The sequence below is a fragment of the Shewanella spartinae genome (assembly GCF_019457555.1).
In the GTDB taxonomy this organism is placed as follows: Bacteria; Pseudomonadota; Gammaproteobacteria; order Enterobacterales; family Shewanellaceae; genus Shewanella; species Shewanella loihica.
On the sequence record NZ_CP080418.1, the window covers coordinates 3,239,028 to 3,260,574 of the forward strand.

A 21,547-nucleotide genomic window follows, 5' to 3' on the forward strand; every position below is an offset into this window, starting at 1 on the left:
AGTTAATGAGTGATATAGAGGTGACTATGAGTCAATTTACCCGCCACAGTGTTAAGGTGCCAGCCAACGGTGTCGAGCTAGACGCCTGGCTTTATCTGCCTGTCCACGAAGAAGCATCCCTGAATAAACCAGCCCCGGCAATTGTGATGAGCCACGGCTTCGCCGCCGTTAAAGAGTTGTATATCGACAAGTTCGCCGAGGCATTTGCGAAGGCGGGCTTTGCCGTGCTGCTCTATGACCACAGAAATTTCGGCAAGAGTGGCGGTGAACCCCGAGGCGAGATCATCCCCTATCAACAGATAGAAGATATGAGGGAGGTGATCAGCTGGCTGAGCTTTCATCCCGAGGTTAACGCCGAGCAGATAGGCGTGTGGGGCACCAGCTATAGCGGTGGACATGCCATCATGGTGGGCGCCTTAGATCGCCGGGTGAAATGTGTCGTCGCCCAGGTGCCGACCATCAGCGGCTATCAAACGTTCCTTCGCCGCGCGGGTACACGGCTCAGCACAGTGCAAGAAGAATTTGAGCAGGACAGAACAAGGCGGTCCCAGGGCGACACGCCCAGTTACATAGGAGTGATCCACCAAGAGAAGGAATCCGGCATCTATGCCAGCGATGAAGCCATGGCGTTTTACAGCAAAGCCTGGGCGCTCGCGGACGGATGGGAGAATCGGGTCACACTCAGGTCCAGCGAAAAAGCGAGCGAGTATGAGCCTGGGCTCTGGATTGCGCGCGTGAGTCCCACGCCGCTCTTGATGATAGTCGCTGACAATGACACTGTCACACCGACAGACATAGCCTTGTCAGCCTATAACAATGCACGCGAGCCCAAGCGGCTCTGCCTGCTGCCAGACGGTCACTTCGACCCCTATGTGAAAAACTCAGCGCGTTCGATAACGGAGGCGATAGCATGGTTTAGCAAATACCTGAAATAAGATTCGAATCAGGCTTTAGTGGCCGAGATGTCAAAAACCGTTGACTCCGATTTCTTGATTAAGGTCATGGTTTTACGCCTTTTGCCCCTAAGCCATAGGTATAATGCTATCTCTGCCGATGTGTTGACTATAATGATGGGTAGCGATTTGCGCGCAAGCAGGCGACAGGCCAAGGGAGCGGCACATGTACTACACCTCGACGGACCTTAATCAGCACCCCTCTATCATGAGCAAGCTGTCACACCTTCACGCCACCACCCAGGCCAAGCTGCCGCAGATCACCCGTATCGCCGTCGCCCTATTCGACCAGGACAGCGACATAGTGCGCACCTTCATCTATAGCGGCAAGCCCTCCCCCCTCAACCACTATCAGGCCAATCTCAGCCAGTGCCACTCGCTGCAAGAAGTTGCCCGCTCCAGAGAGGCCAGGATAGTGCAAGATCTTGGCATCTACAGAGACAGCCGACACGAGCACGCCATCAAGATCTATGAGGCGGGCTATCGCAGCAGCTATACCCTGCCCCTGCTTTCAGGCGATACCCTGCTGGGCTTTATCTTCTTTAACGGCGACGACGAGCAGGTGTTCGACAAGCGCTGCGTGGAGCATCTGGATCTTATCGGCAATCTGCTGGCTCTGATGGTGATCAACGAGTTGAGCGAGGTGATCACCCTGGCCTCGACCATGAAGACCGCCATAGATGTCACCCATTTTCGCGACCCGGAAACCGCAGGACACCTGAGCCGCATGGCCCATTATTCGCGGCTGATCGCCCAGCGAGTGGCGGATGAGAGAGGCTTAAATGATCACTTCATCGAACATATCTTCATGTTTGCGCCTCTGCACGACATTGGCAAGATCACAGTACCCGACGAGATCTTGTTTAAGCGTGGCCCGCTCACCCCAGATGAGCGCACCGAGATGCAGAAACACTGTGAGTCGGGCCGGGATCTTATCGACAAACTCTTGTGTAACTATCGCCTGAGTAACCTGGACCACACCAAGATGCTGCGCAATATCGTACTCTGTCATCATGAGGCGATGGATGGCTCCGGCTACCCAGCGGGACTGATTGGCGAAGCTGTGCCGATCGAGGCAAGAATCGTGGCGGTTGCAGACGTGTTCGATGCCCTCACCAGTGAGCGCCCCTACAAGGCCGCCTGGACCAATAGCGATGCCTTTGCCGAGCTTGCACGTCTGGCGGGCAGTAAGCTGGACGCCGACTGTGTCGCCGCCCTCCATGAGGCTCTCCCCGAGGTGCTCAGAATTCAAGCCACCTTCGACTCCACCGAGTTCTAATGCTAGCAGCAAAAAGATTGGGCGCGAAAAAGCAAAATAGGTAGCAAAGCATTAGCGCCAAAGGCCACTGTTCTGATACCTGAGAGCAGAGCGCAGAAAAGGATTAGCACTGAGCTAGGCATCACTAACATAATAAAAAAAAGAAAAAGAAGTAAGAAAAAGGCCTGCTAAGCCAGGGCGCTAGCAGGCCTTTGTTACTCACTATGTCTCTCACCTTGAAAACAAGATTTTAAAGCAGAGACACTTAGTCAGAAACATTAGGTCAGAGACATTAGATAAGAGACACCAAGTAAAAGACATTGAGTCTCAAACATTTGTCTGACAGAAATCTTAGAAACGACCGACTACGCCAAGACCTATGTTGACACCATCGAAATCTGAATCCAACACGCGGATCAATTCGAACTTAGCCGAGAAGTTATCAGAAATACGCAGCCAGTAAGCGGTTCTCACGTCGAATGCATCATCATACTCTGTATCGGTATAACCCAGACCCACAGACCAAGCATTGTTCACATACCAGTCTGCGCCCAGGTTAATCTTGTCGTCATTGTCACTGTGAGTCCAGTTAGCTTGTAGATCCACGCCAGCAGTAGATTGTAGCGCAATATAGCTGCGAACCTTCACACCATAGCTCTCTTCAACACCCTTGTCGCCATCGGCATAGAAGACAGACACAGATGAAGAGTCATTGAAGTAGTAACCCACTTCTGCGCCATAGGTGTCGAAGTCAAAGTTAGCATAGTCGTGCTTGTTATAGTTCACGCCAACAAACCACTTAGAGGCGAATACATAAGTACCATCGATACCGTAATAGTCCAGGTCGGCATCGTCGATGTTGCTGTAGTAAGCCCCCAGGTTAGAGCTTTGCGCCAGGAAGCCATTTAGGGCGTATGGGCTGCTGCTCTGATCCACTGGCGTCACATAGTAGCGGTAGTTCGCGTTCCAGGTACCATCGCCGAACGCTTCAGAGTTAGACTTATAGTTCAAACCGGCTTCGTGTTGAAAGGCATTGTCCTGGGCAGCGATGGCGCTCATGCTGCTAAGACCAAGAAGAATGGCAACGGCTGTTACTGATTTTTTCATCAATGTATTCCCTTATATTTATGAAGCTAGGAGAATAAAAGACAAAAAATAGAAAGGTGTTTTACACAATCCATTGTAAAATTCTGATATTTATGAGAATAAATATCCGGCGCTCTCCTAGCGGCGCTAACGATACGCCATAGTTTAGGAAAAGTGCAATAAAAACTTCATAAAAGCCAAGCAATAAAACATTAACAAAAACAATGAGCAACAAATAGATAACAAGTGATACCTAAAGATTACACTTCGCCCCCCTGACCCAAAGACACCCTGCTGCTTGCTCTCGTATTCTCATAAGCCACTAATTTTTAGAGACCACTAATCCTAAGACGCTTTAACCTTATCGGAAATTAGTGCTCGACTAACAGCGGCGCTGGGCAGCTAGTTGCTCAGGGCAATCTTGGGCTCTGGGTAGTCAGTTGCTCTAGTTCTATTTAGCGCTAGACAGTCTTAGTCGCTTTGGCCTGCTCACGCTCATCGAGGATCAACATTCCCTGAGTGATCGCCTGCACCGCCCTGGACTTAAACTCGCGGCGATACAGGGTATAGACCACCACCAGGCTAGAGACGATAAACAGCAGCGGATGGAAGAACCAGCCCAGCACAGCCATCGAAAAATAATAGGAGCGTAGGCCATAGTTATAGGCGTGGGCCGCCCTGTCCTGCACTATCGCCATCTGCAGCGCATAGGCCTTTAGCTGCTCATCTTGACCACTCTTATCGACCGGGGTCGCCCCCACCATGACGTTGAGAAAACCATACTGGCGCATCGACCAGGTGAACTGAAAGAAGGCCATCACGAAGATCAGCGTCAATATGCCAAGTTTGAACTGGATCAGCATGTGAACCGGCGGCGCCGTCATGGGGATAGAGGCGATCACCGCCTCCAGACGCTCGACCTGGGCAAACAGGGTCAATACCCCGGCCAGCACCAGCATAGTGGTGCTGGCGAAGAAGGTGATGTTTCGCTCAAGATTAGCCAGCAGGGCTGCCTCCGCCACCCTCACCTCGCGTCCTAGCAGCTGATACATCCAATGAATACGATGCTGATGCAGGCAACGGGCGATACAGTTAGTGTTCTTGGCCTTCTTGCGGGCAAAGCGGGCGTAACCTATCCAGCAGCTAAAGAAGCAGGTCACGGCGATAAGGTCGAGCAGGTAATTATTCATTATGGATTCAACTTGTTAACAAGGGTCAAAGTGGTCAAAGGCTGCCAAGATTCATTTAATCATAGCCCATTGATATTGCAACTCAATTTCCTCGTATCTTAATGTCTAATTGGTGTGGTTATGCGCAATCGCTCCCTCAGGCGGCTCATCGCCAGCAAAAGCATGACAGGTGACAATTGTCGGCTGGCTATAAGGTACAGTTAAATGGGTGCAAACGAAGAAACGCAGGTAAATTAGAACCGATCCCAATGCCTGCATATTCGACCATTTCTGCTGGCTTATCGTCGGTTTATCTGAATCCTCGCCCCGTTAAGGCCACCTTCTCGATGCAATCGGCTACAAACTGGTGTGAAAACGAGTAGGAAAACACAAGAGCGTCCGCGACTTAGGCTATACCTGTATGCAATTCTTAGCTAAGATGGTCAAGAAATTGTTACACCCATGTTTTCCGGCATGAGACCCGTTAACAATTGCAACGTCACCAAACACAAGAGTTTAATAATAAAGGATTATTTATGAAGTCAATCTCAAATGCTCTGTTTACAAGCCTGATCGCATCAGGCCTCTTGCTCACTGGCTGTAGCGGCGGTGGCAGTGGTAGCGATACCTCTGGCAGCGGCGGCTCCATAGGCACGGGCAGCACGGTGAAATGGGTCGAGGGAGAATTTACTCCCTATGCACAATTGGCCAACCAATGCGATGCGGGTCTCAAGGAAAAACTGTGGTTACGTTCTTGGAGTAACGACACCTACCTTTGGTACAGCGAGATCATCGACAGAGATCCGGCTCCTTACCAGGTCTTAGAATATTTCAGCCTACTGAAAACCGAAAACCTGTCGGCCACTGGCAACCCTAAAGATCAGTTCCACTTCTCTATGCCCACCAGCGAATGGGAACAGCTCAATCAATCGGGCGCCTCGGTCGGCTATGGCATGAGCTTCCATCTCCAGCAGGCCAGCAGCACCGCAGACAGAAAGGTTACCGTGACCTACACAGAGCCTAGCTCACCGGCCACCAGCGCCAATATCGCCCGCGGCGCCGTCATCGTCAGCATAGATGGCGTGAGCGTGAAAGATGCCAACGACACGGCCTCGATCAATACCCTGAATAACGGCCTCTTCCCCAGTGACGACGGCCAGCAGACACGCTTCACTATTCTAGATCTTGGTGCCAGCCAGACCCGTGACGTGGTTCTTACCGCGCAAACCGTAGTCTCTACCCCAGTACAGAATACCAAGGTGCTCGCCAGCCCATCGGGTAACGTGGGTTACTTCCAATTTAACTCCCACATCGCCACGGCAGAGCGCGGCCTCTATGATGCCATCGCCACGCTGGCCAATGCCAAGGTAGACGATCTGGTACTGGATCTGCGCTACAACGGCGGCGGCTTACTGGCCATGGCGAGCCAGCTGGGCTACATGATTGCCGGCCAGCAGGCAACGCAAAATCGTATCTTCGAGCGCAGCACCTTTAACGACAAGTACCCCACCAAAGATCCTGTCACAGGCCAGACATTAACGCCTATGCCTTTCATCGATGAAACCATTGGCTTTAACCCAAGCCTGTTGGGTGGTGGACAGAGCCTGCCAAGCCTTAACCTGTCACGGGTATTCGTGCTCACCACAGACAACACCTGCTCCGCCAGTGAGGCGCTGATCAACAGCCTACGCGGTATCGATGTCGAAGTGATCCAGATTGGCGGCACCACCTGTGGTAAGCCCTATGGCTTCTACCCAACGCCAAACTGCGCCACCACCTACTTCACCATTCAGTTCAAGGGGGAAAACGACAAGGGCTTCGGCGACTACTCAGACGGTTTCGTCCCCAGCAGCAACCCGACGCTACAAAGCGAAGTGCCAGGCTGTGACGTAGCAGATGACTTCAATCATGCCTTGGGAGACCAGGAGGAGAGCCAGCTGGCTGCGGCCCTCTACTACCGTGACAACAACAGCTGCCCGGCTCAGGTGGCAAAGGCATCACGTACTCAGGCGAAACCTCAGTTTGTCGATGCGGGTTATGTGCTGCAAGATACCCGCAATCAAAACCTGCTGTTTAATAACCGGATTCTGACTCAGCCTAAGTAGGATTTATGATAAAACGCATAGTTCGTATCATACTCGGCGTCATGCCGTTAACGCTTCTTGGCTGCTCATTACAGGCACAAGACGCTGCTTTGCCGGATCCTGTGCCAGCCCCTGTGCCTGCAATAGTCAGCGAGCCGAGTGCAGAGAGTCTGGCTGAGCTGGAAAATGCCATCGCCAAGCTGTTACAGATGCAGAAGGTGACCCTAGCCGCCGATGCGTTCACCCGAAACAGTCGATTGGCGCTTGAGCGCAATCCCCATAAGGATCCTAACGGTCAGCTGTTGATGGGCCGTAACTTTGAGCTACCGCAGATAGTCCAGCTTTGGATAAGCGGTGATGAGTGTTTTGTCGCAGATGCCGAGGAGCATCGCAGTGCGCCGCTGACAGTGACTCGCTGCTCTCCTGAATAGACCAATCAGCCTGGCTATCTGGCCATCAAGATGAGTCTTCTCCACGACGGCTGCTTACCCAAAGCAGCCGTCGTTTTTCATGGTTAATGCAATCAATATCTACTCTTATCTGCTGGCCGCGAACCTATCGTCAGGCCTAAATTTGGGCGGTCCTCCTCCCCAACGACAAAGACCCATTCTGCAAACGTCATCCAGTTCACTGGGTGCGTTAGGCGAGATAAAATGCTCCTTCGATACGCAATCGCGAGTACTCAATAGAACCGTCTGCACTGAGTTAGTACATATCCTTCTAAATGTAACAATTGTTACAGTGATATTATCCCGCGCTTCTCATTATTGTTTTACATACCAATTATTAAGAGGCCTTATGCGCTTAGCTGTTTCCGCATTAGCAGTGTCATCTGCACTCATCCTTCCTGGCGTCCACGCTGAAGATCAACAAGCGACCTTAGATCAACAAGCCAGCTTCGAGAAAATCGAGATCATAGGTTCACGTATCGCACTACGCACCGCCACAGATAGTGTGGCACCGGTGGACATTATTACCGCCGAGCAGCTCGAATCGACGGGGATGACAGAAACGGCTAAGGCACTGCAATTTGCCGCACCCAGCTACAGCTTTCCATTCTCATCGGTAACCGATGGATCAGATGCGGTGCGCCCGGCGAGCCTGCGCGGTCTATCACCGGATCACACCTTAGTCTTGGTCAACGGCAAGCGTCGTCACGGCTCGGCACTGGTCCATCTGAGTGGCACAGTTGGTAAAGGCTCATCTAACGTCGACCTGAACGCCATTCCGATGACCGCAATCAAGCGCATCGAGATCCTGCGTGACGGCGCGTCGGCGCAATATGGCTCCGATGCGATTGCCGGCGTCATCAACGTGGTGCTAAAAGACAGTGAACAAGGTGGTAGCGTATCGGCACAAGCTGGCCAAACCTACGCGGGTGACGGCGAACAGTGGCGACTGGGTGCCAACCATGGCATAGCCCTGGGTGACGATGGCTTCGTCAATGTCTCACTCGAAGCACACCATAAAGACAGCACTAACCGCGCAGGGCTAGATCCTCGCCAGCAGTATCCGCAGTTAGCCGATGGCTCAGCGGATCCTCGCGAAGCTACCTTTAATCGCAAGAGCCACCAGGTTGGCGACGCCGAATACGACAACCTAGGCCTGTTCATCAACGCCGCCAAGGCCATTTCAGACAAGGGCGAGCTATACGCCTTCGGTGGCGTGAGCAAACGCGAAACAAAATCAGGCGCCTTCTACCGCAGAGCCCTGGATAAGCGTAACTTAACCGAAGTTTACCCCGACGGTTTCTTACCCCAGATCAACCCTGAAATTATCGACACCTCGTTAGTGCTAGGTTATGAGTTCACCCTGGGTGAATGGAACATCGATACCTCCGCAGGCCACGGCGAAAACTCATTTAACTACAATATTGTTAACTCATTAAACGCATCTTTGGGCCCCGACAGCCCGACCGAGTTTGATGCAGGCACCTTGTCGACCCGTGAAACCAACTTGAATATCGATGCGTCGCGCTATTTCAACTTTGCAAACGACTCAGAGATCCTCTTTGCCGCGGGTGTGTCATGGCGCAAGAATGGTTACCAAATTGAAGCGGGCGAGAGTGCTTCCTACATCAATGGCGGTTTTGATAATCGCGCCGCCGGCAGCCAGGGCTTCTCGGGCTTTACCCCAGAATCTGAAGTCGACGAGACCCGAGATAACACGGGCGTTTATGTCGAGCTTGAAAACCAGTTAACCGATGACTTTTACTGGGCGGCGGCGCTGCGTTACGAAAATTATTCAGACTTCGGCGACAACACTAGCTGGAAGCTAGCGGGCCGCTATGACTTTACCGACAACCTGGCATTGCGCGGAACCATCAACACAGGCTTTAGAGCGCCAAGCGTGCAGCAACTGTACTTCAGCAACATCTCTACCCTGTTTAACCCCGATCCTGTCACGGGTCAGTTGGTACCGACAGAATCGGGCACCTTTAACACCCTGTCACCCGTGACAAAAGGGTTAGGGATCAATGAGCTCGAGCCAGAATTATCACAATCTTTCAGTCTAGGTCTGGTCTATCGCAATGATGCGGGCCTGGCACTGACCTTGGACGCCTATCAGATCTCTATCGATGACCGTATCATCTTGTCGAGCTCAGTCACGCCCGATGATTCACCTGCGGTCGCAGAGGCCTTGGCCGGCACCAATGCCGAATCGGCACGCTTCTTCATCAACGCCGTCGATACCCGTACCCGAGGCGTCGATCTAGTAATAAGCCAGGATTTCGATATCGGCGCTTGGGGCGATCTGCAAGCCAACCTGGCCTATGCCTATAACAAAACGGAAATTGAAGACATTCATTTCCCGCAGGTGTTAGACGGCGTAGGTAAAGAACTCTTCGATCGTATCGAACAAACCCGTATGACCGCGGCCACGCCAAACAACACAGGCAACCTGGGGCTCACCCATAGGCTTGGCGACTTCAAGACCAACATTCGTCTAAGCTACTTCGGCGATTACACTGTGGGTTATTCCTCTGGCGATGTCACTTATAGCGACCAATGGGTAATGGATTTGTCGGTGCAATATGCGGCAACTGAGGCGCTAAGCTTTACCGCCGGGGCGCAAAACCTGTTTGATGTCTACCCGGAGAAGCGTCCGGACAGCAATAACTTCAATGGTATCTTCGTCTATCCACTAACCAATACGCCATTTGGCTTTAATGGTGGTTACGTCTTCTTAGAAGCCAAATATACCTACTAACCCCCGTAGGTTTATCACACTAAAACAGGCCATTTATGGCCTGTTTTTTTATTTAGCCACACATAGATGCATACTAGGGACAGCTTAAGCAACTTGTTCACATTGGTGCCCTATGTGAGAATCGACAGCAGGCATTTGAGGGAAGAATATGACACAAGCACCAGATAACTCGACCACGGCTAAGACGGCTCTTGATGACGCGAGTGACGAAATAAAACTCGCCGTAGACCTTATTTATCTTCTAGAGAGTCATGAGATTGAGCCAGATGTGGCGCTGGCGGCTTTAGAGATAGTAAAGCAGGATCTACAGAGAAAACTGAGCAAAGGAAATTGAGCAAAGAAGTTTGAGCAAAGCAATTTGAATAACAAAAGTTGAGCAAGGCTAACAGTTCGCGCCTTACATTCAGGGTATCAGGCATTCACTTGCGGCTCATTCATTACTCCAACTCATTGCTCTCTTTCATTACGCCCATCTATTGCTAATGAATTAACCATAAAAAAACGCAGCCTAGGCTGCGTTTTTAGTGTTACTCAGGGAGTTGTTTAGAAGATCACTGTCTGCTCGGCAGTACAGGTAGAAGTACCTTCGTCACAAGCCTTATAAACGTAAGTTCCGCCACCCTTAGTGTTGATGGTGTCAGTGTAGGTGCTGCTCGCCGAAGTGGTCGCAAGCTTGCTGCCATCACGGTAAACATCTACGTTTGCACCAGCGGCACCAGAGAAGGTCAGATCCACTGTCTTAACGCCCTTGTTCTTGTAGCCGTTGGCCGACAGAGTGAAATCACCACCAGTGTTTCCGCCACCATTGTCTCCACCACCATTGTCGCCACCGGCACAGCCGTTAGCGGTCAGGTAAGCATCGGCAGCCGCAGCCTGAACGATACCGTAACCGAAGTACTCATCTTTACCCGGTGCACCGCTGTCCATGGCAGTCGCTTTCAGCGCAGCACGGATCTCGCTACCTGTACACTGGTTGTGGTTAGACCAAACCAGCGCCGCAATACCAGATACCGCAGGCGTCGCCATAGAAGTACCACTCATGAAGCCGTAGTCGGCAGTACCGATATCTACAGTCGCAGTGCTCGCCGCTAGCAGCGCCGCACGATCTTCCTGTGCAGTGCCTACTGCTGGGATAGAGGTAGTGTTGGTGTCACCTAGAGTGCCGTACAGCATGCCAGGCTCGTTGTTGATGATGATCGCACCGACACCACCCGAGTTTTCACAGTTAGCGACCTTGTCGTGGAAAGAGATCACGCCGCGGTCGATCACACAGATGTTACCGTTAGCGCCAGCATCGGTCGCTTCGGCAGTGCCCATGTAATAGGTGTTGCCTGAAACTGTGCCTGAGTTTTCCATCGCGCTGCTGGCAAATGAAGCGCCATCTGCACTCAAGTTAGACGCAGTCGCCATGCCTGCTGGGTAAGTTGATAGTGTGTCTACACCACCGGCAGTCACTTCCACACAGATAGTCTCGTCTGAAGTCGCCTTAGGACCACGACCCGAAGTACAAGATGGGAACTGAGAGAAATCGGCGATGTTGTTGTTTGCATCGTTCGCGCCCACCATCATGACCGATGGGTAACCCGCTGGGTATGAACGTACGTTGTTACCATCGTTACCCGCAGCGGCGACCACCAGACCGCCTGCATCGACGAAGGCTTGGAAAGCGTTAGATTCGGTAGAGTTAGCTCCGCCGCCACCTAAGCTCATGCTGATGATGTTGGCGCCGGCCGCGCTACACAGGTTAGTGGCATGGGCCAGATCAGATGAGTAACCCCATCCTTCAGCGTTGAATACCTTGATGATGTGCATGTCGACGCCAGGCGCCATACCGATCACACCGACGTTGTTGTCGGCTGCACCGATAGTACCGGCAACGTGAGTACCGTGTGGGCCGCCGTTGACGTTCCAGCTACCTGTACCCGAATCGTTGTCACCAGTGATCTTGTTCCATTCGAAATCTGGGTTAGACGCGTCAAGACCCGAGTCGATGATACACACCTTCATGCCCGCTGCGGCGTTGAAAGTCAGCTGGTTAGCCTGTGATTGATACACAGCGTAAGGTGTTACCTGCTGCGTCATTGGGTTGCCCGCATCATCGCTAAAGCTCATCAGATGACGACGCTGGTCCGCCTCGACTAATTTAACGTGTGGGTTGTTTAACAGTCCCTTGACCTGGGCCAGATCTTTGCCCGCAAAGGTTGCAGCGATAAAGCCTTCACCATCTACATGGATCTGTGCGCCTAACTGCTTAGCCAGTGCCTTAACGACACCCTTACTGCCATTGTCTACCTGGATGATGTAACGATCATCATCGGCAAATGCCTGAGTTGATAGGCCAACACTTAATGCCATTACCGCACTTGCCAACTTAGTTAACTTCATAGAGGTCTCTCCATTATATTTATTTTGTTAAGAGTCTTTTTATTAGAACTTCCCTGAATAGCAAATGCCGCGGTATATCTCTCTTCAATTGCGACCTGATTTGGCATTTACTACCACACAACAAGGCACAAGCTATCACACCAACTTGATAGCAACAAGGTGTTAACAAAAAATAAACATATGTTGCACGGGCGTACATTTTATTCGGAGTGGAATTCGCTGGCAGGCTTATCGCGCCGCCAGACAAGACGCTTTGCGATCAGACAAGAGGCTTTGCGCTCATCAGACAAGAGGCTTTGCGCTCATCAGACAAGACGCTTTGCAATACAGATCGCGGCTTGTCAGCTGGTAAAAGCGCTGTTGCAACGCGCCAAGGCTGGTATACTAGGGCCTCATTTGCCACTATTGACGACATTGACGATGACAGACAACGCCACGCCAGCAAACCAAGCAGTAGACTTCTCGGCCATCAACAAGAGCACGGCCGCCTCCTTTAACGAGCAGAAGAATCTGATCAAGCGGCTATTTAAGGGCAACAGAGTCGATTGCCAAAAATGTAAACAACCACTGCAGCTGATCGTGCCCACCGAGAAGGCGCAAACAGGCCATTACGGCGTGTTTTGTAAGAAGGGTTGTACGGATATCGAGCTGGAAATCGATCTGCTTTAACTTTTAACGACCTAGATCAAGCAACCCATTAAACACCGGGAATGTCGATACAACCGCCATTCCCGGTGACGAGTCTCCCCTTTGAAACTCAGTCAACGCCTCTCTCACCTGCAGGACATGGTCGATGACCACTACGCCCATATCTGGGACTGCTGCTGCGATCACGGCCTGCTCGGCGCCGCCCTGCTAAAGAAGCAGGTGGCCGGTACCCTGCATTTTGTCGACATAGTGCCTGGCATCATGCAGACCCTGCAGGGCAAACTCGAGCGCTTCTTCCCACTAAATCAAGATGTCACCAGCCCTCAATGGCGGGTGCACTGCATAGATGTGGCCAAGCTACCGCTGGCGGACTTTCCGAGCAACACGCCTCAGCTGGTGATCATCGCTGGGGTTGGCGGCGAGCTGACCGGCGAGCTGGTCAGCGCGATTCAAGCCAGCGCCGACGCCTTCGGGCAAAGCATAGAGTTTCTCCTCTGCCCCGTGCATCACACCTATCAGCTCAGAGACAGGCTAAGTGCCATGGGGATCAATCTGGTCGATGAGAAACTCATCAGCGAGAACAGGCGCTGCTACGAGCTTTTGCATGTGGCGCGCCGGGGCGAGCGTCCCATCACGGCAATTGGCGACAGCCTCTGGTCACAGGCGCCGTTTGAGTTGCAGCAGGCCTACCTAAGGCGCCTTTTGAAACACTATCATCAGGTGGTCAGAGGCAGTAAGCAAGAGCAGAAACCGCTGCTCGAGCGCGCCATCTCAGATTATCAGGCGCAGCTGGACCTGCTTAGCGCCTAGCCTGTTGTCTTTGGCATTCCTTTTTCATCTTCAAGTGAGTCACTTATGCGCCTGCTGAAATCCACTATCCATCCCGACCTTAACGCCGCCACGCCAGAGGAGGTAACCGGACAGGGCTTCATCCGCCGCGCGGCGCGCGCCATAGTACTTAGGGGTAGCCAAATATTGATGCTCTACACGGCGCGGTATCACGACTACAGCATTCCCGGTGGCGGCGTGGATGAGGGCGAAGATATTCGCCAGGCGCTGCTGAGAGAGCTGGAAGAGGAAACCGGCGCCCATACTATCGAGATCTTGAGTGAGTTCGGCCGCTACCAGGAGTTTCGTCCCTGGTATAAACCCGGATTCGACTTCGTGCAGATGGAGTCTTACTGCTTTGTCTGCGAAATTGGTGAGGAGCTGGGCGACACCAGGCTTGAGAGCCATGAGCTACAAAACGGCATGCACCCGGTCTGGATAGAGATTCATGAGGCGATCGCCCACAATGAACACACCATGGCCCATAGCGACAAGAAGGGATTGTCTATCGAGCGTGAGACCTATCTGCTACGGCTGATCCGCGATGAGCTGCTCACGAGCTGAACGGCTCACGAATTAAAATCATCTCAAGATAAACGACCCGTAAATCCACAAAAAAAGAGCGCCGCAGCGCTCTTTTTAATTCCTAGCAATAGGTATTAACGGCTGTATTCACAGGCGATCTGCGCCGCCAACTTGGCGTTGTTAAACACCAGCTGGATGTTGGCGGCCAGGCTACTGCCTTCGGTCTTCTCGGCCACCTTGGCCAACAAGAAAGGCGTCGAGGCCTTACCCGAGATCCCCTTGGCATCCATCTCGGCCACCGCATCTTTAATCACCTGATCGATCATCGCCTTATCCAGGGCGTAGTCGGCAGGAATAGGATTAGCCACAACCACGCCGCCCTTGAGGCCCATCTGCCACTTGGCCGTCATGGCATCGGCCACCTGCTTAGGGGTGTCCAGACGATAGTCGACACCAAAATCGCTCTCACGAGTGTAGAAGGCGGGTAGCGTCTCGGTTTCATAACCGACGACTGGCACACCTTGAGTCTCTAAGTACTCCAGCGTCAGGCCGATATCCAGAATCGACTTGGCACCGGCGCAGACCACGGCCACGTCGGTATTAGCCAGCTCCTGCAGGTCGGCAGAGATATCGAAAGTCTGCTGGGCACCGCGATGCACGCCGCCGATACCGCCGGTCGCAAACACCTTGATGCCCGCCATCGCCGCCAAAATCATGGTCGACGCAACCGTGGTCGCGCCATCGGCCTGCTTAGCCACGATGAAGGGGATGTCGCGTCGGCTGGTCTTGATCACCGCCTGACCCGCCTTACCCAGATACTCGATCTCATCGTGGGTCATGCCCACCTTGAGGCGTCCCTTGAGGATGGCGATGGTCGCAGGTACCGCGCCGTTATCACGGATGATCTGCTCCACCTTGAGAGCCGTCTCGACGTTTTGCGGGTAAGGCATACCGTGAGAGATGATGGTCGATTCCAGTGCCACCACGGGACGACCAGCTTCCAATGCCGCTTTCACTTCTGGGTTGATATCTAGGTACTGCGCTAACATAGAGACTCCTTGATAACTCGGTTAACTGATATTTCAGACATATTTGGGTTAATCGTTGCCAGATCCGACAGGGCGACTACCGCCGCCGCCATGGCAAACTCGGTCGACTGACGGGTCGACCAGCCTTGAATAAAGCCGTGGGCCAGGCCCGCCAGGAAGGCATCGCCGGCGCCGTTGGCGTTGACCATCTCCACCGGAATGGCCGGAATATGGGCCTGCTCCTCACCATCGCTGTAGAAGACACCGTCGATGCCCAGGCTCAGGAAGACGCGCTTAACCCCCTGCTCGTGGAACCAGTTCGCCAGCACTGGCAGCTCACCATAGTTGGCGATCGAGATCCCCGAGAGCTGCTCGGCCTCTTTGAGGTTCGGCTTGAGGGTGTGGACGGCGCCGAGATAGGGCTTAATCTTCTCTGCCTTGGCGCAGGAGACGGTGTCGACAAACAGCGGAATGTCGGCGAAGTTGCTCAGCAGGTAGGCCAAGGCGGCCTCGGACAGGTTGGCATCGATAATCGCCAGGCTGGCGCGCTTGAGCATCTCCTGCTGACTCTTGAGCTGCTCGACCCCGAGACGCTCCAGAATCGCCATGTCGTTGATCGCCACATGCATGTCGCTGTCACCATCGAGCACAGAGAGATAGGTGGAGGTCACGCCATCGCTCAGCTGCAAGCTGGGTTTCATGTCTATGCCGGCGCGCTGACAGTGCTCGACGATCTGCTGGCCGTAGGCATCTTTGCCAACTGCGGTCATCAGGCGGGTATCCGACCCCAAGCGGGCCAGGTTCTCGGCGATGTTACGCCCCACCCCACCTGGGCTGCAGCTGACGCTCCCCGGATTGGAATCCCCCACCCGCAGGCTAGACGCCGGACGACCGAGAATATCCATGTTGGCGCCGCCAATCACCATGGCATACTTGGCTTCGGCCAGGATATAGCCCTTACCACGAATCACCCCCTTGTTGGTGAGATTCATGATATGCCCCGCCACGGCGGAGCGGCTGATCCCTAAACGGTCGGCCAGCTCCTGCTGAGGGATCAAAGGGTCTTGCTTGAGTAGTGCTAAGATTTCTAATTCACGTTCCGTCATTTAGGCGATCTCACTAAGCATGGGTAGTGTGTGCATGGGTACTGTCTGGCTATGCAAAGCTATAGCAAGCAAATACCAAAACACAAACAAATGTTTGTATTCCAAACTTTTGTTTTACGTTAATCGATTTCGCCAGCGAGCGCAAGGTAAACAAAATCGGAATCAAGTGGTTATGTGAGGTGCACCACACAGCCCTGCTAGCTATTTCCCAATCGGAGAGGCACTTCGGCGTCAGCAAGCACTAACTTTCGAGCATAAAAAAAGCGCCAGATTGGCGCTGATTAAACGACGGGCTGAGCAGTCTAACGCTTGTGATACTTAGTGATCAGGCGATCCAACTGATTGCCGAAGGCCTGCTTCTCGCTCTGGCCTATGGCCGCCGGGCCGCCGGTCTGCACGCCGCTGGCACGCATGGTGTCCATAAAGTCGCGCATGTTGAGAATAGACTTGATGTTATGCTCGGTATACAGCTCGCCTCTGGGATTCAGCGCTAGGGCGCCCTTGTCGATCACCTCCGAGGCCAGTGGAATATCGGCAGTGATCACCAGATCGCCAGGCGCCGCGCGCCGCACTATCTCATTGTCGGCCACGTCAAACCCAGAAGAGACTGTCACCAGCTGAATAAAACGCGATGGCGGGATCCGCATGGCGTGGTTGGCCACTAAGGTCACGGCAATCTCGGCGCGATCGGCGGCGCGAAACAGTATCTCTTTAATCACGCCTGGGCAGGCATCGGCATCGACCCAAATTTTCATCTCTTCTTCCTGTCATCACAGTCAATCATGGCTGCGAGCACTATAGCATAGCTCTCGCGCTTTATAACGAGTGACCTTACCCCTTAGCAAGCGGCATTAACACTCCGGGGATCTCTTATGGTAATTTATTCAATACATTGATTTTAAATAGATAGATTTTAAGTAGATAGATTATGACCACATCTGCCACCAAGGAAGCGCTTTTCAGCCCGGACTGTCTCGAGTTTCTCGCTAAGTTGGCCAGCAACAACGAGCGTGACTGGTTCAAGGCCCACCAGGCCGAGTATGAGGCCAAGGTTCGCACCCCGGCGCTTAACTTTATCGGCGCCATGGCGCCCCATATCCAGCAGCTCTCGCCGCGCCTCACGGCCGTGCCCAAGAAGGTCGGCGGCAGCCTGATGCGCCCCCAGCGCGATGCCCGTTTCAGCAGCGATAAGACTCCCTACAAGGTCAACGTGGGCATTCAGTTTCGCCATTTTCAGGGCAAAGATGTGCACGCTCCCGGGCTCTATCTGCATATCGCCAACGACGGCTGCTTTCTCGGCGCCGGGATCTGGCACCCTGACAGCAAGGCGCTGAGCCAGATCCGCAGCTGCATAGACGATAACCCCAACGCCTACAAACAGGCGCTCAAGCAGCTAAGCGTCACCGGATTTGCCATGGAGGGTGACAGCCTGCAGCGTCCGCCCAAGGGCTATGACAAGCATCACCCCATGTTAGACGAGCTCAAGCGTAAGGACTTTATCGCCATCAAGCCGCTCGACACCCAGCAGTTGTTTGCCAAAGATTTCGATACCTGGTGCGCCGAACAATTTAACCAGGTCAACAAACTCATGGGCTACCTCTGTTTCGCCCTGGATCTTAATTATTAAAAAGGATTTTTGATGTTTAACCGTAGACAAAACAAGCCGCTAAACTCACGTCTGAGCCAGCGCCTGAACATGTTCAATCGCCTTAAATTTATCGCGCCGCTTGTGGTGGTATTGCCCCTTGCCGGTGGCCTCTCTGGCTGCACCAACCCCAACACCCCGGCGGGGGAAGAGGGCTATGTGTTTGAGAAGCCGCGCATCTTTGGCGCAGGCGGTTATCGCGGCACCCTCATAGGCCCCAGCAACTATGGTGTCTCCCTGTGGCGCAACGAGGTGATTAACATCGATATGCGTCCCAACACCTACACGGAAAACTTTAAGATCCTCGCCAAGGACGACCTCAACATCAGCTTTAACTTCCACGCGGTGATCGCCATCAAGTCGGGCACGGTGAAAGAGGTGGTGGAAAAATATGGCGCCGAGAACTGGTATGTGCGTTTCGTGCGCGAGACCTTCCGCACCTATGTGCGCGACGAAGTGCAACGCTATGACAGCGTGGCGCTCAAGGAGAACCGCTCGGAGATCGCCCAGGCGGTGTCGGTCAAGCTCAAGGACTACCTCAAGACATCGCCCTTTCAGCTCAACAATGTGATCGTGGGTAATATCAACTATCCCGACATAGTCGCCATCGCGGTCGAGAAGAAGCTCGCCGCCCAGCAGCTGTTGTCGGAAAAAGAGACCCAGAAGGAGATCGCCCAGAAGGATGCGGAGATCCGTATCGAAGAGGCCAAGGGTATCGCCCAGGCGCAGAAGATCATCAACGAGACCCTGACCCCCAACTATCTGCAGCACGAGGCGATTAACGCCCAGCTTAAGATGGCCGACTCGCCCAACCACACTACCGTCTACATTCCGGTCGGCACCAACGGCATCCCCCTGATCAAGGGCGCCAAATAGCAGTAACTGAACCCAAAAAGCCTGTCGTCCTTTAGGCGACAGGCACTAGAAGCGTCAGCGATAAAGCATTAGTGAGGCCTTGATTCGCGTGCCTTAAACAAACTAGTTAGCGAGCAACTTAAGCTAACCACTCACAGCTAGCGATTTAAGATAACCCATAAGCACCTCACGGGCCTGAGCGATACGCGCCTGCTGCCTCGCCTTGCCCAGCACACGTATTCCCTGCATCTGCATCACCAGAAAGCTTGCCAGCTGCGTACATTGGACACCTGCCAACAACTCACCGCGTTGCTGCGCCCCTTGCAGCACCCGCTCGAAGGTCTGATGCAGCTCGTCAAACAGGCGAGTACAGATTCCCTGCACCACCTCATCGCTTAGGTATTTTTCCAGCACGGCATTTTGCAAGAAACAGCCGAAGGGCTGGTTAGACTGCCTGACGATAAACTCCTCCAGATAGGTCACCAACTCATCTAAACCTGCCGTCTCGGCAAACAGGGGCGTGAGATTGGGCATGGCATGGTTATCGAAGTAGTAGGCCAGCGCCTCACGATACAGGCTCAGCTTGTCACCGAAGCTGTTATACAGGCTAAAGCGGTTAATCTTAAGGTGATCCACCAGATCCGCCACCGAGGTGTCGGCATAGCCTTTCTGCCAGAAGAGCTCCATCGCCTCTACCAGCTTCTCCTGCCTATCAAAATTACAACTTCTCGCCATAGATGATTTTGCTCAATATTAGTCAAAAGTGTTCGCAACAAGTTTCTTGACCGAACGTTCAGTTATGAATTAGATTCTATTCTAAACGAGCGTTCAGTTAAAGCAAAAACCTTCAACTGCGGCCACCACAACAACTTCCACAAGAGTCAGAGAGGGATAGATGAAACTCTACGAATTAGCCATGACCCCCAGCGCCAGACGCGTCAATATCTTCCTTAAGGAACTTGGTCTAAACGAACAAGAGATAGGTCTTGAGCGTGAGAGCCTCAACCTGCGCGCCGGTGACAACCTGAGTGATGAGTTCAAGGCCATCAGCATCAACGGCCGCATCCCGGTGCTGGAACTCGACGACGGTCAGACCCTGTGTGAATCTGTGGCCATCTGCCGCTATTTCGATGAAATCACTGCGCCAGAACACTCGCTGTTTGGCAACACGCCGCTGGAGAAGGCTCAGGTTGAGATGTGGCAGCGGATCTGTGAACTGCAAGGCCTGTTCGTCGCCTTCCAAGCCTTTAGAAACATCACCAAGGTGTATGAAGACAGAGAGCGCTGCGTCGAGGCCTGGGGCCAAGAGTCCCGCCAGCGCGTGATAGAGTTTCTGCCGACGCTAGAGAAGCAGCTTAGCCAGCAACCCTTTATCGCCGGACAGAATTTTTCCATCGCCGACATCACCGCCTACGTGATGATGAGCTTCATCAAACACCTGGAGATCACCCCAAGTGACGACCAGCCCCACCTCACCGCCTGGCTAAACAAGATGGAACAACGCCCCGCCATCATAGCCGTCAACGGCTAACACAGCATCACTCCTAAAGGGCTAAAACAAACAAGGCGAGCCCAAGCCAAAGCTCAAGCTCGCACTCTATTAACGCCCGGCTCAGCCGTTAGTTGCCGGAGGTCGGTTGCAGCCGCTTGTTATCTCTTAATCTAAAATACTCTTTCTCAGAGTACTTGCTAAATCATCGGCTTCTGACATAAGCCGAAATATTTCTTTTTTCTTTTTAAGAAACTCATCATACTCTTTTGATGATTTCTCACGTAATCTTGCCAAATCAATCTCTATTGCAAATTCGTTCTGGTAACTTTTTAGTAGTAGGATAAGCTCATCTTTATTTTTGGTTATTCTGTTTGATTCTCGAATAAAACGATCGAACTCTTTACTACCTTTCTTTGAGTTACACTCTTTGCAGCATGGAACAAGATTACCAATTTGATGACCAAACCCACGTAACTCACCATTTTTTACTAAACCTAGTAAATGATCCCACGTCTCAGCCTCTGAATCGCAGAAAACACAGAGTAAATCACTATCTGGAAGTTGCCCCAAAAATGACAGTGCCTGTTTCATTTTCTCTTCTGAATAGTCATCACTGGGTGCGATAGCTGAAGCGAAAGCATGATTAATTGTCGTACGTCTTTTGCTATAAACAGAGTAAGTTTTTAAGTAACGTTTTATATCTTCTTTTTTCAATTCACTAAACTCTCAAAGGAGATAACGCCCTGTTAACAAGCTAAATATAGTTGCTAAAACAAGCGACGAATGAGCAAAAGGTCAACTGCACTTTGTCCTTGATAAACAGTCCATTAGGTAAAGGATACGCCAAAACAATTTCGAATGTCAGACTCTAGCCGCTGACCGTCAAAATTTTTATTTGCACGCTGATTAAGTATACGCACAGATTCGATAATGTTACCGATTAGTAATTTGATCCTTTGTTCGTCACTACCGCTGCAAAATTCATCATAATCAATGCGCAAACGGAAGTCAGTTGAGTGTGATTTTCTTTTAAAAAGTTTCCGTTCTTTATGCCAACCAGCAGCCTCCATTTCATCGGATAGTTTTACGATTATTGGAATAATATTTAGCTCAGCCACTTCATTTCCGTAGTTTTCTACCTCAAAAATTGGAGTCAACTTTTCAGTAACGTAGTCGCTAGCAACTTGAAACTTTTTATCGATTTGGTCTTGTGGCTTTGTTCCATCAATTTCACCACTTAAGAAGAATTTCACGACAATTCCTTTTGAGTTACCT

At 52.3% G+C, this 21,547-nt stretch carries 21 protein-coding genes; 12 read left to right on the forward strand and 9 right to left on the reverse strand.

The features are described from left to right. Window positions 1-26 precede the first annotated feature (26 nt). Both K0I31_RS14090 and K0I31_RS14095 read left to right on the forward strand, forming a co-directional pair. Complete coding sequence (locus K0I31_RS14090; RefSeq protein WP_220078793.1) at window positions 27-935, forward strand: alpha/beta hydrolase; 909 nt, start codon at window positions 27-29, stop codon at window positions 933-935. Window positions 936-1,119: 184 nt separating this feature from the next. After that, complete coding sequence (locus tag K0I31_RS14095) at window positions 1,120-2,232, forward strand: HD domain-containing phosphohydrolase (protein ID WP_220078794.1); 1,113 nt, start codon at window positions 1,120-1,122, stop codon at window positions 2,230-2,232. A gap of 330 nt (window positions 2,233-2,562) precedes the next feature. Here the strand turns inward: K0I31_RS14095 and K0I31_RS14100 are convergent, their stop codons facing one another. Both K0I31_RS14100 and K0I31_RS14105 read right to left on the reverse strand, forming a co-directional pair. Beyond that, window positions 2,563-3,318, reverse strand: coding sequence for a putative porin (locus tag K0I31_RS14100; protein WP_220078795.1), 756 nt, complete (start codon window positions 3,316-3,318; stop codon window positions 2,563-2,565). A 440-nt stretch (window positions 3,319-3,758) separates the two neighbouring features. Next, on the reverse strand, window positions 3,759-4,487 hold the full coding sequence (locus tag K0I31_RS14105) for a DUF599 domain-containing protein (RefSeq protein ID WP_144200757.1): 729 nt from the start codon (window positions 4,485-4,487) through the stop codon (window positions 3,759-3,761). Between the two features lie 515 nt (window positions 4,488-5,002). Here K0I31_RS14105 and K0I31_RS14110 point away from each other — a divergent pair. The 4 genes from K0I31_RS14110 (at window position 5,003) to rsmS (ending at window position 10,094) form a co-directional block, all read left to right on the forward strand. Continuing rightward, entirely contained in the window at window positions 5,003-6,571 is a 1,569-nt protein-coding gene (locus tag K0I31_RS14110) for a S41 family peptidase (protein WP_220078796.1), read from the forward strand. Window positions 6,572-6,576: 5 nt separating this feature from the next. Then, window positions 6,577-6,981, forward strand: a complete 405-nt coding sequence (locus tag K0I31_RS14115; RefSeq protein WP_258406504.1) for a hypothetical protein — start codon at window positions 6,577-6,579, stop codon at window positions 6,979-6,981. Between the two features lie 367 nt (window positions 6,982-7,348). Continuing rightward, complete coding sequence (locus tag K0I31_RS14120) at window positions 7,349-9,760, forward strand: TonB-dependent receptor plug domain-containing protein (protein WP_220078797.1); 2,412 nt, start codon at window positions 7,349-7,351, stop codon at window positions 9,758-9,760. A 148-nt stretch (window positions 9,761-9,908) separates the two neighbouring features. Further along, a complete protein-coding gene (gene rsmS / locus K0I31_RS14125; RefSeq protein WP_220078798.1) occupies window positions 9,909-10,094 on the forward strand; it encodes a pleiotropic regulatory protein RsmS in 186 nt (61 codons plus the stop codon). 209 nt (window positions 10,095-10,303) lie between these two features. Here the strand turns inward: rsmS and K0I31_RS14130 are convergent, their stop codons facing one another. Continuing rightward, complete coding sequence (locus K0I31_RS14130) at window positions 10,304-12,145, reverse strand: S8 family serine peptidase (protein WP_220078799.1); 1,842 nt, start codon at window positions 12,143-12,145, stop codon at window positions 10,304-10,306. Window positions 12,146-12,565: 420 nt separating this feature from the next. On the opposite strand from K0I31_RS14130, the gene K0I31_RS14135 reads away from it, so the two are divergent. The 3 genes from K0I31_RS14135 to K0I31_RS14145 all read left to right on the forward strand — a co-directional run bounded on the left by K0I31_RS14135 (window position 12,566) and on the right by K0I31_RS14145 (window position 14,185). Next, window positions 12,566-12,814, forward strand: a complete 249-nt coding sequence (locus K0I31_RS14135; protein WP_041406678.1) for a hypothetical protein — start codon at window positions 12,566-12,568, stop codon at window positions 12,812-12,814. Window positions 12,815-12,895: 81 nt separating this feature from the next. Further along, a complete protein-coding gene (locus K0I31_RS14140) occupies window positions 12,896-13,603 on the forward strand; it encodes a tRNA (adenine(22)-N(1))-methyltransferase (protein ID WP_258406505.1) in 708 nt (235 codons plus the stop codon). 45 nt (window positions 13,604-13,648) lie between these two features. Next, window positions 13,649-14,185 (forward strand): NUDIX domain-containing protein, encoded by a 537-nt coding sequence (locus K0I31_RS14145; RefSeq protein WP_220078800.1) that lies wholly within the window; start codon window positions 13,649-13,651, stop codon window positions 14,183-14,185. 95 nt (window positions 14,186-14,280) lie between these two features. Here K0I31_RS14145 and K0I31_RS14150 read toward each other — a convergent pair whose 3' ends face one another. The 3 genes from K0I31_RS14150 to K0I31_RS14160 all read right to left on the reverse strand — a co-directional run bounded on the left by K0I31_RS14150 (window position 14,281) and on the right by K0I31_RS14160 (window position 17,035). Beyond that, window positions 14,281-15,195: a pseudouridine-5'-phosphate glycosidase gene (locus tag K0I31_RS14150; RefSeq protein WP_220078801.1), complete on the reverse strand. Its 915-nt coding sequence runs from the start codon at window positions 15,193-15,195 to the stop codon at window positions 14,281-14,283. After that, window positions 15,189-16,280: a PfkB family carbohydrate kinase gene (locus K0I31_RS14155; RefSeq protein WP_220078802.1), complete on the reverse strand. Its 1,092-nt coding sequence runs from the start codon at window positions 16,278-16,280 to the stop codon at window positions 15,189-15,191. Before K0I31_RS14155 ends, K0I31_RS14150 begins: the two co-directional genes overlap by 7 nt. A 302-nt stretch (window positions 16,281-16,582) precedes the next feature. Beyond that, the gene (locus K0I31_RS14160) at window positions 16,583-17,035 is read right to left on the reverse strand and encodes a YaiI/YqxD family protein (RefSeq protein WP_220060241.1); all 453 of its coding nucleotides are present in this window, start codon (window positions 17,033-17,035) and stop codon (window positions 16,583-16,585) included. 173 nt (window positions 17,036-17,208) lie between these two features. Between K0I31_RS14160 and K0I31_RS14165 the strand changes: the two genes are divergently transcribed. Together K0I31_RS14165 and K0I31_RS14170 are read left to right on the forward strand one after the other, a co-directional pair. Further along, window positions 17,209-17,907, forward strand: a complete 699-nt coding sequence (locus K0I31_RS14165; protein WP_220078803.1) for a DUF2461 domain-containing protein — start codon at window positions 17,209-17,211, stop codon at window positions 17,905-17,907. Window positions 17,908-17,976: 69 nt separating this feature from the next. Beyond that, window positions 17,977-18,801 (forward strand): SPFH domain-containing protein, encoded by an 825-nt coding sequence (locus K0I31_RS14170; protein WP_220080863.1) that lies wholly within the window; start codon window positions 17,977-17,979, stop codon window positions 18,799-18,801. A 123-nt stretch (window positions 18,802-18,924) separates the two neighbouring features. On the opposite strand, the gene K0I31_RS14175 is transcribed toward K0I31_RS14170, so the two are convergent. Continuing rightward, on the reverse strand, window positions 18,925-19,515 hold the full coding sequence (locus K0I31_RS14175; RefSeq protein ID WP_220078804.1) for a TetR/AcrR family transcriptional regulator: 591 nt from the start codon (window positions 19,513-19,515) through the stop codon (window positions 18,925-18,927). Window positions 19,516-19,675: 160 nt separating this feature from the next. Here K0I31_RS14175 and K0I31_RS14180 point away from each other — a divergent pair, with 160 nt between their 5' ends. After that, entirely contained in the window at window positions 19,676-20,311 is a 636-nt protein-coding gene (locus tag K0I31_RS14180) for a glutathione S-transferase (protein WP_220078805.1), read from the forward strand. Between the two features lie 126 nt (window positions 20,312-20,437). Here K0I31_RS14180 and K0I31_RS14185 read toward each other — a convergent pair whose 3' ends face one another. After that, entirely contained in the window at window positions 20,438-20,986 is a 549-nt protein-coding gene (locus tag K0I31_RS14185; RefSeq protein ID WP_220078806.1) for an HNH endonuclease, read from the reverse strand. A 113-nt stretch (window positions 20,987-21,099) separates the two neighbouring features. Further along, complete coding sequence (locus K0I31_RS14190) at window positions 21,100-21,525, reverse strand: Imm44 family immunity protein (RefSeq protein ID WP_220078807.1); 426 nt, start codon at window positions 21,523-21,525, stop codon at window positions 21,100-21,102. Between the last annotated feature and the right edge of the window lie 22 nt (window positions 21,526-21,547).

Coding starts and splice junctions, on each gene's coding strand:
- K0I31_RS14180 (WP_220078805.1), top strand. CDS start 19,676: ATGAAACTCTACGAATTAGCCATGACCCCCAGCGCCAGACGCGTCAAT.
- K0I31_RS14135 (WP_041406678.1), top strand. CDS start 12,566: ATGACAGACAACGCCACGCCAGCAAACCAAGCAGTAGACTTCTCGGCC.
- K0I31_RS14175 (WP_220078804.1), bottom strand. CDS start 19,515: ATGGCGAGAAGTTGTAATTTTGATAGGCAGGAGAAGCTGGTAGAGGCG.
- K0I31_RS14100 (WP_220078795.1), bottom strand. CDS start 3,318: ATGAAAAAATCAGTAACAGCCGTTGCCATTCTTCTTGGTCTTAGCAGC.
- K0I31_RS14150 (WP_220078801.1), bottom strand. CDS start 15,195: ATGTTAGCGCAGTACCTAGATATCAACCCAGAAGTGAAAGCGGCATTG.
- K0I31_RS14090 (WP_220078793.1), top strand. CDS start 27: ATGAGTCAATTTACCCGCCACAGTGTTAAGGTGCCAGCCAACGGTGTC.
- K0I31_RS14170 (WP_220080863.1), top strand. CDS start 17,977: ATGTTCAATCGCCTTAAATTTATCGCGCCGCTTGTGGTGGTATTGCCC.
- K0I31_RS14160 (WP_220060241.1), bottom strand. CDS start 17,035: ATGAAAATTTGGGTCGATGCCGATGCCTGCCCAGGCGTGATTAAAGAG.
- K0I31_RS14155 (WP_220078802.1), bottom strand. CDS start 16,280: ATGACGGAACGTGAATTAGAAATCTTAGCACTACTCAAGCAAGACCCT.
- K0I31_RS14095 (WP_220078794.1), top strand. CDS start 1,120: ATGTACTACACCTCGACGGACCTTAATCAGCACCCCTCTATCATGAGC.
- K0I31_RS14145 (WP_220078800.1), top strand. CDS start 13,649: ATGCGCCTGCTGAAATCCACTATCCATCCCGACCTTAACGCCGCCACG.
- K0I31_RS14130 (WP_220078799.1), bottom strand. CDS start 12,145: ATGAAGTTAACTAAGTTGGCAAGTGCGGTAATGGCATTAAGTGTTGGC.
- rsmS (WP_220078798.1), top strand. CDS start 9,909: ATGACACAAGCACCAGATAACTCGACCACGGCTAAGACGGCTCTTGAT.
- K0I31_RS14120 (WP_220078797.1), top strand. CDS start 7,349: ATGCGCTTAGCTGTTTCCGCATTAGCAGTGTCATCTGCACTCATCCTT.
- K0I31_RS14165 (WP_220078803.1), top strand. CDS start 17,209: ATGACCACATCTGCCACCAAGGAAGCGCTTTTCAGCCCGGACTGTCTC.
- K0I31_RS14110 (WP_220078796.1), top strand. CDS start 5,003: ATGAAGTCAATCTCAAATGCTCTGTTTACAAGCCTGATCGCATCAGGC.
- K0I31_RS14115 (WP_258406504.1), top strand. CDS start 6,577: ATGATAAAACGCATAGTTCGTATCATACTCGGCGTCATGCCGTTAACG.
- K0I31_RS14105 (WP_144200757.1), bottom strand. CDS start 4,487: ATGAATAATTACCTGCTCGACCTTATCGCCGTGACCTGCTTCTTTAGC.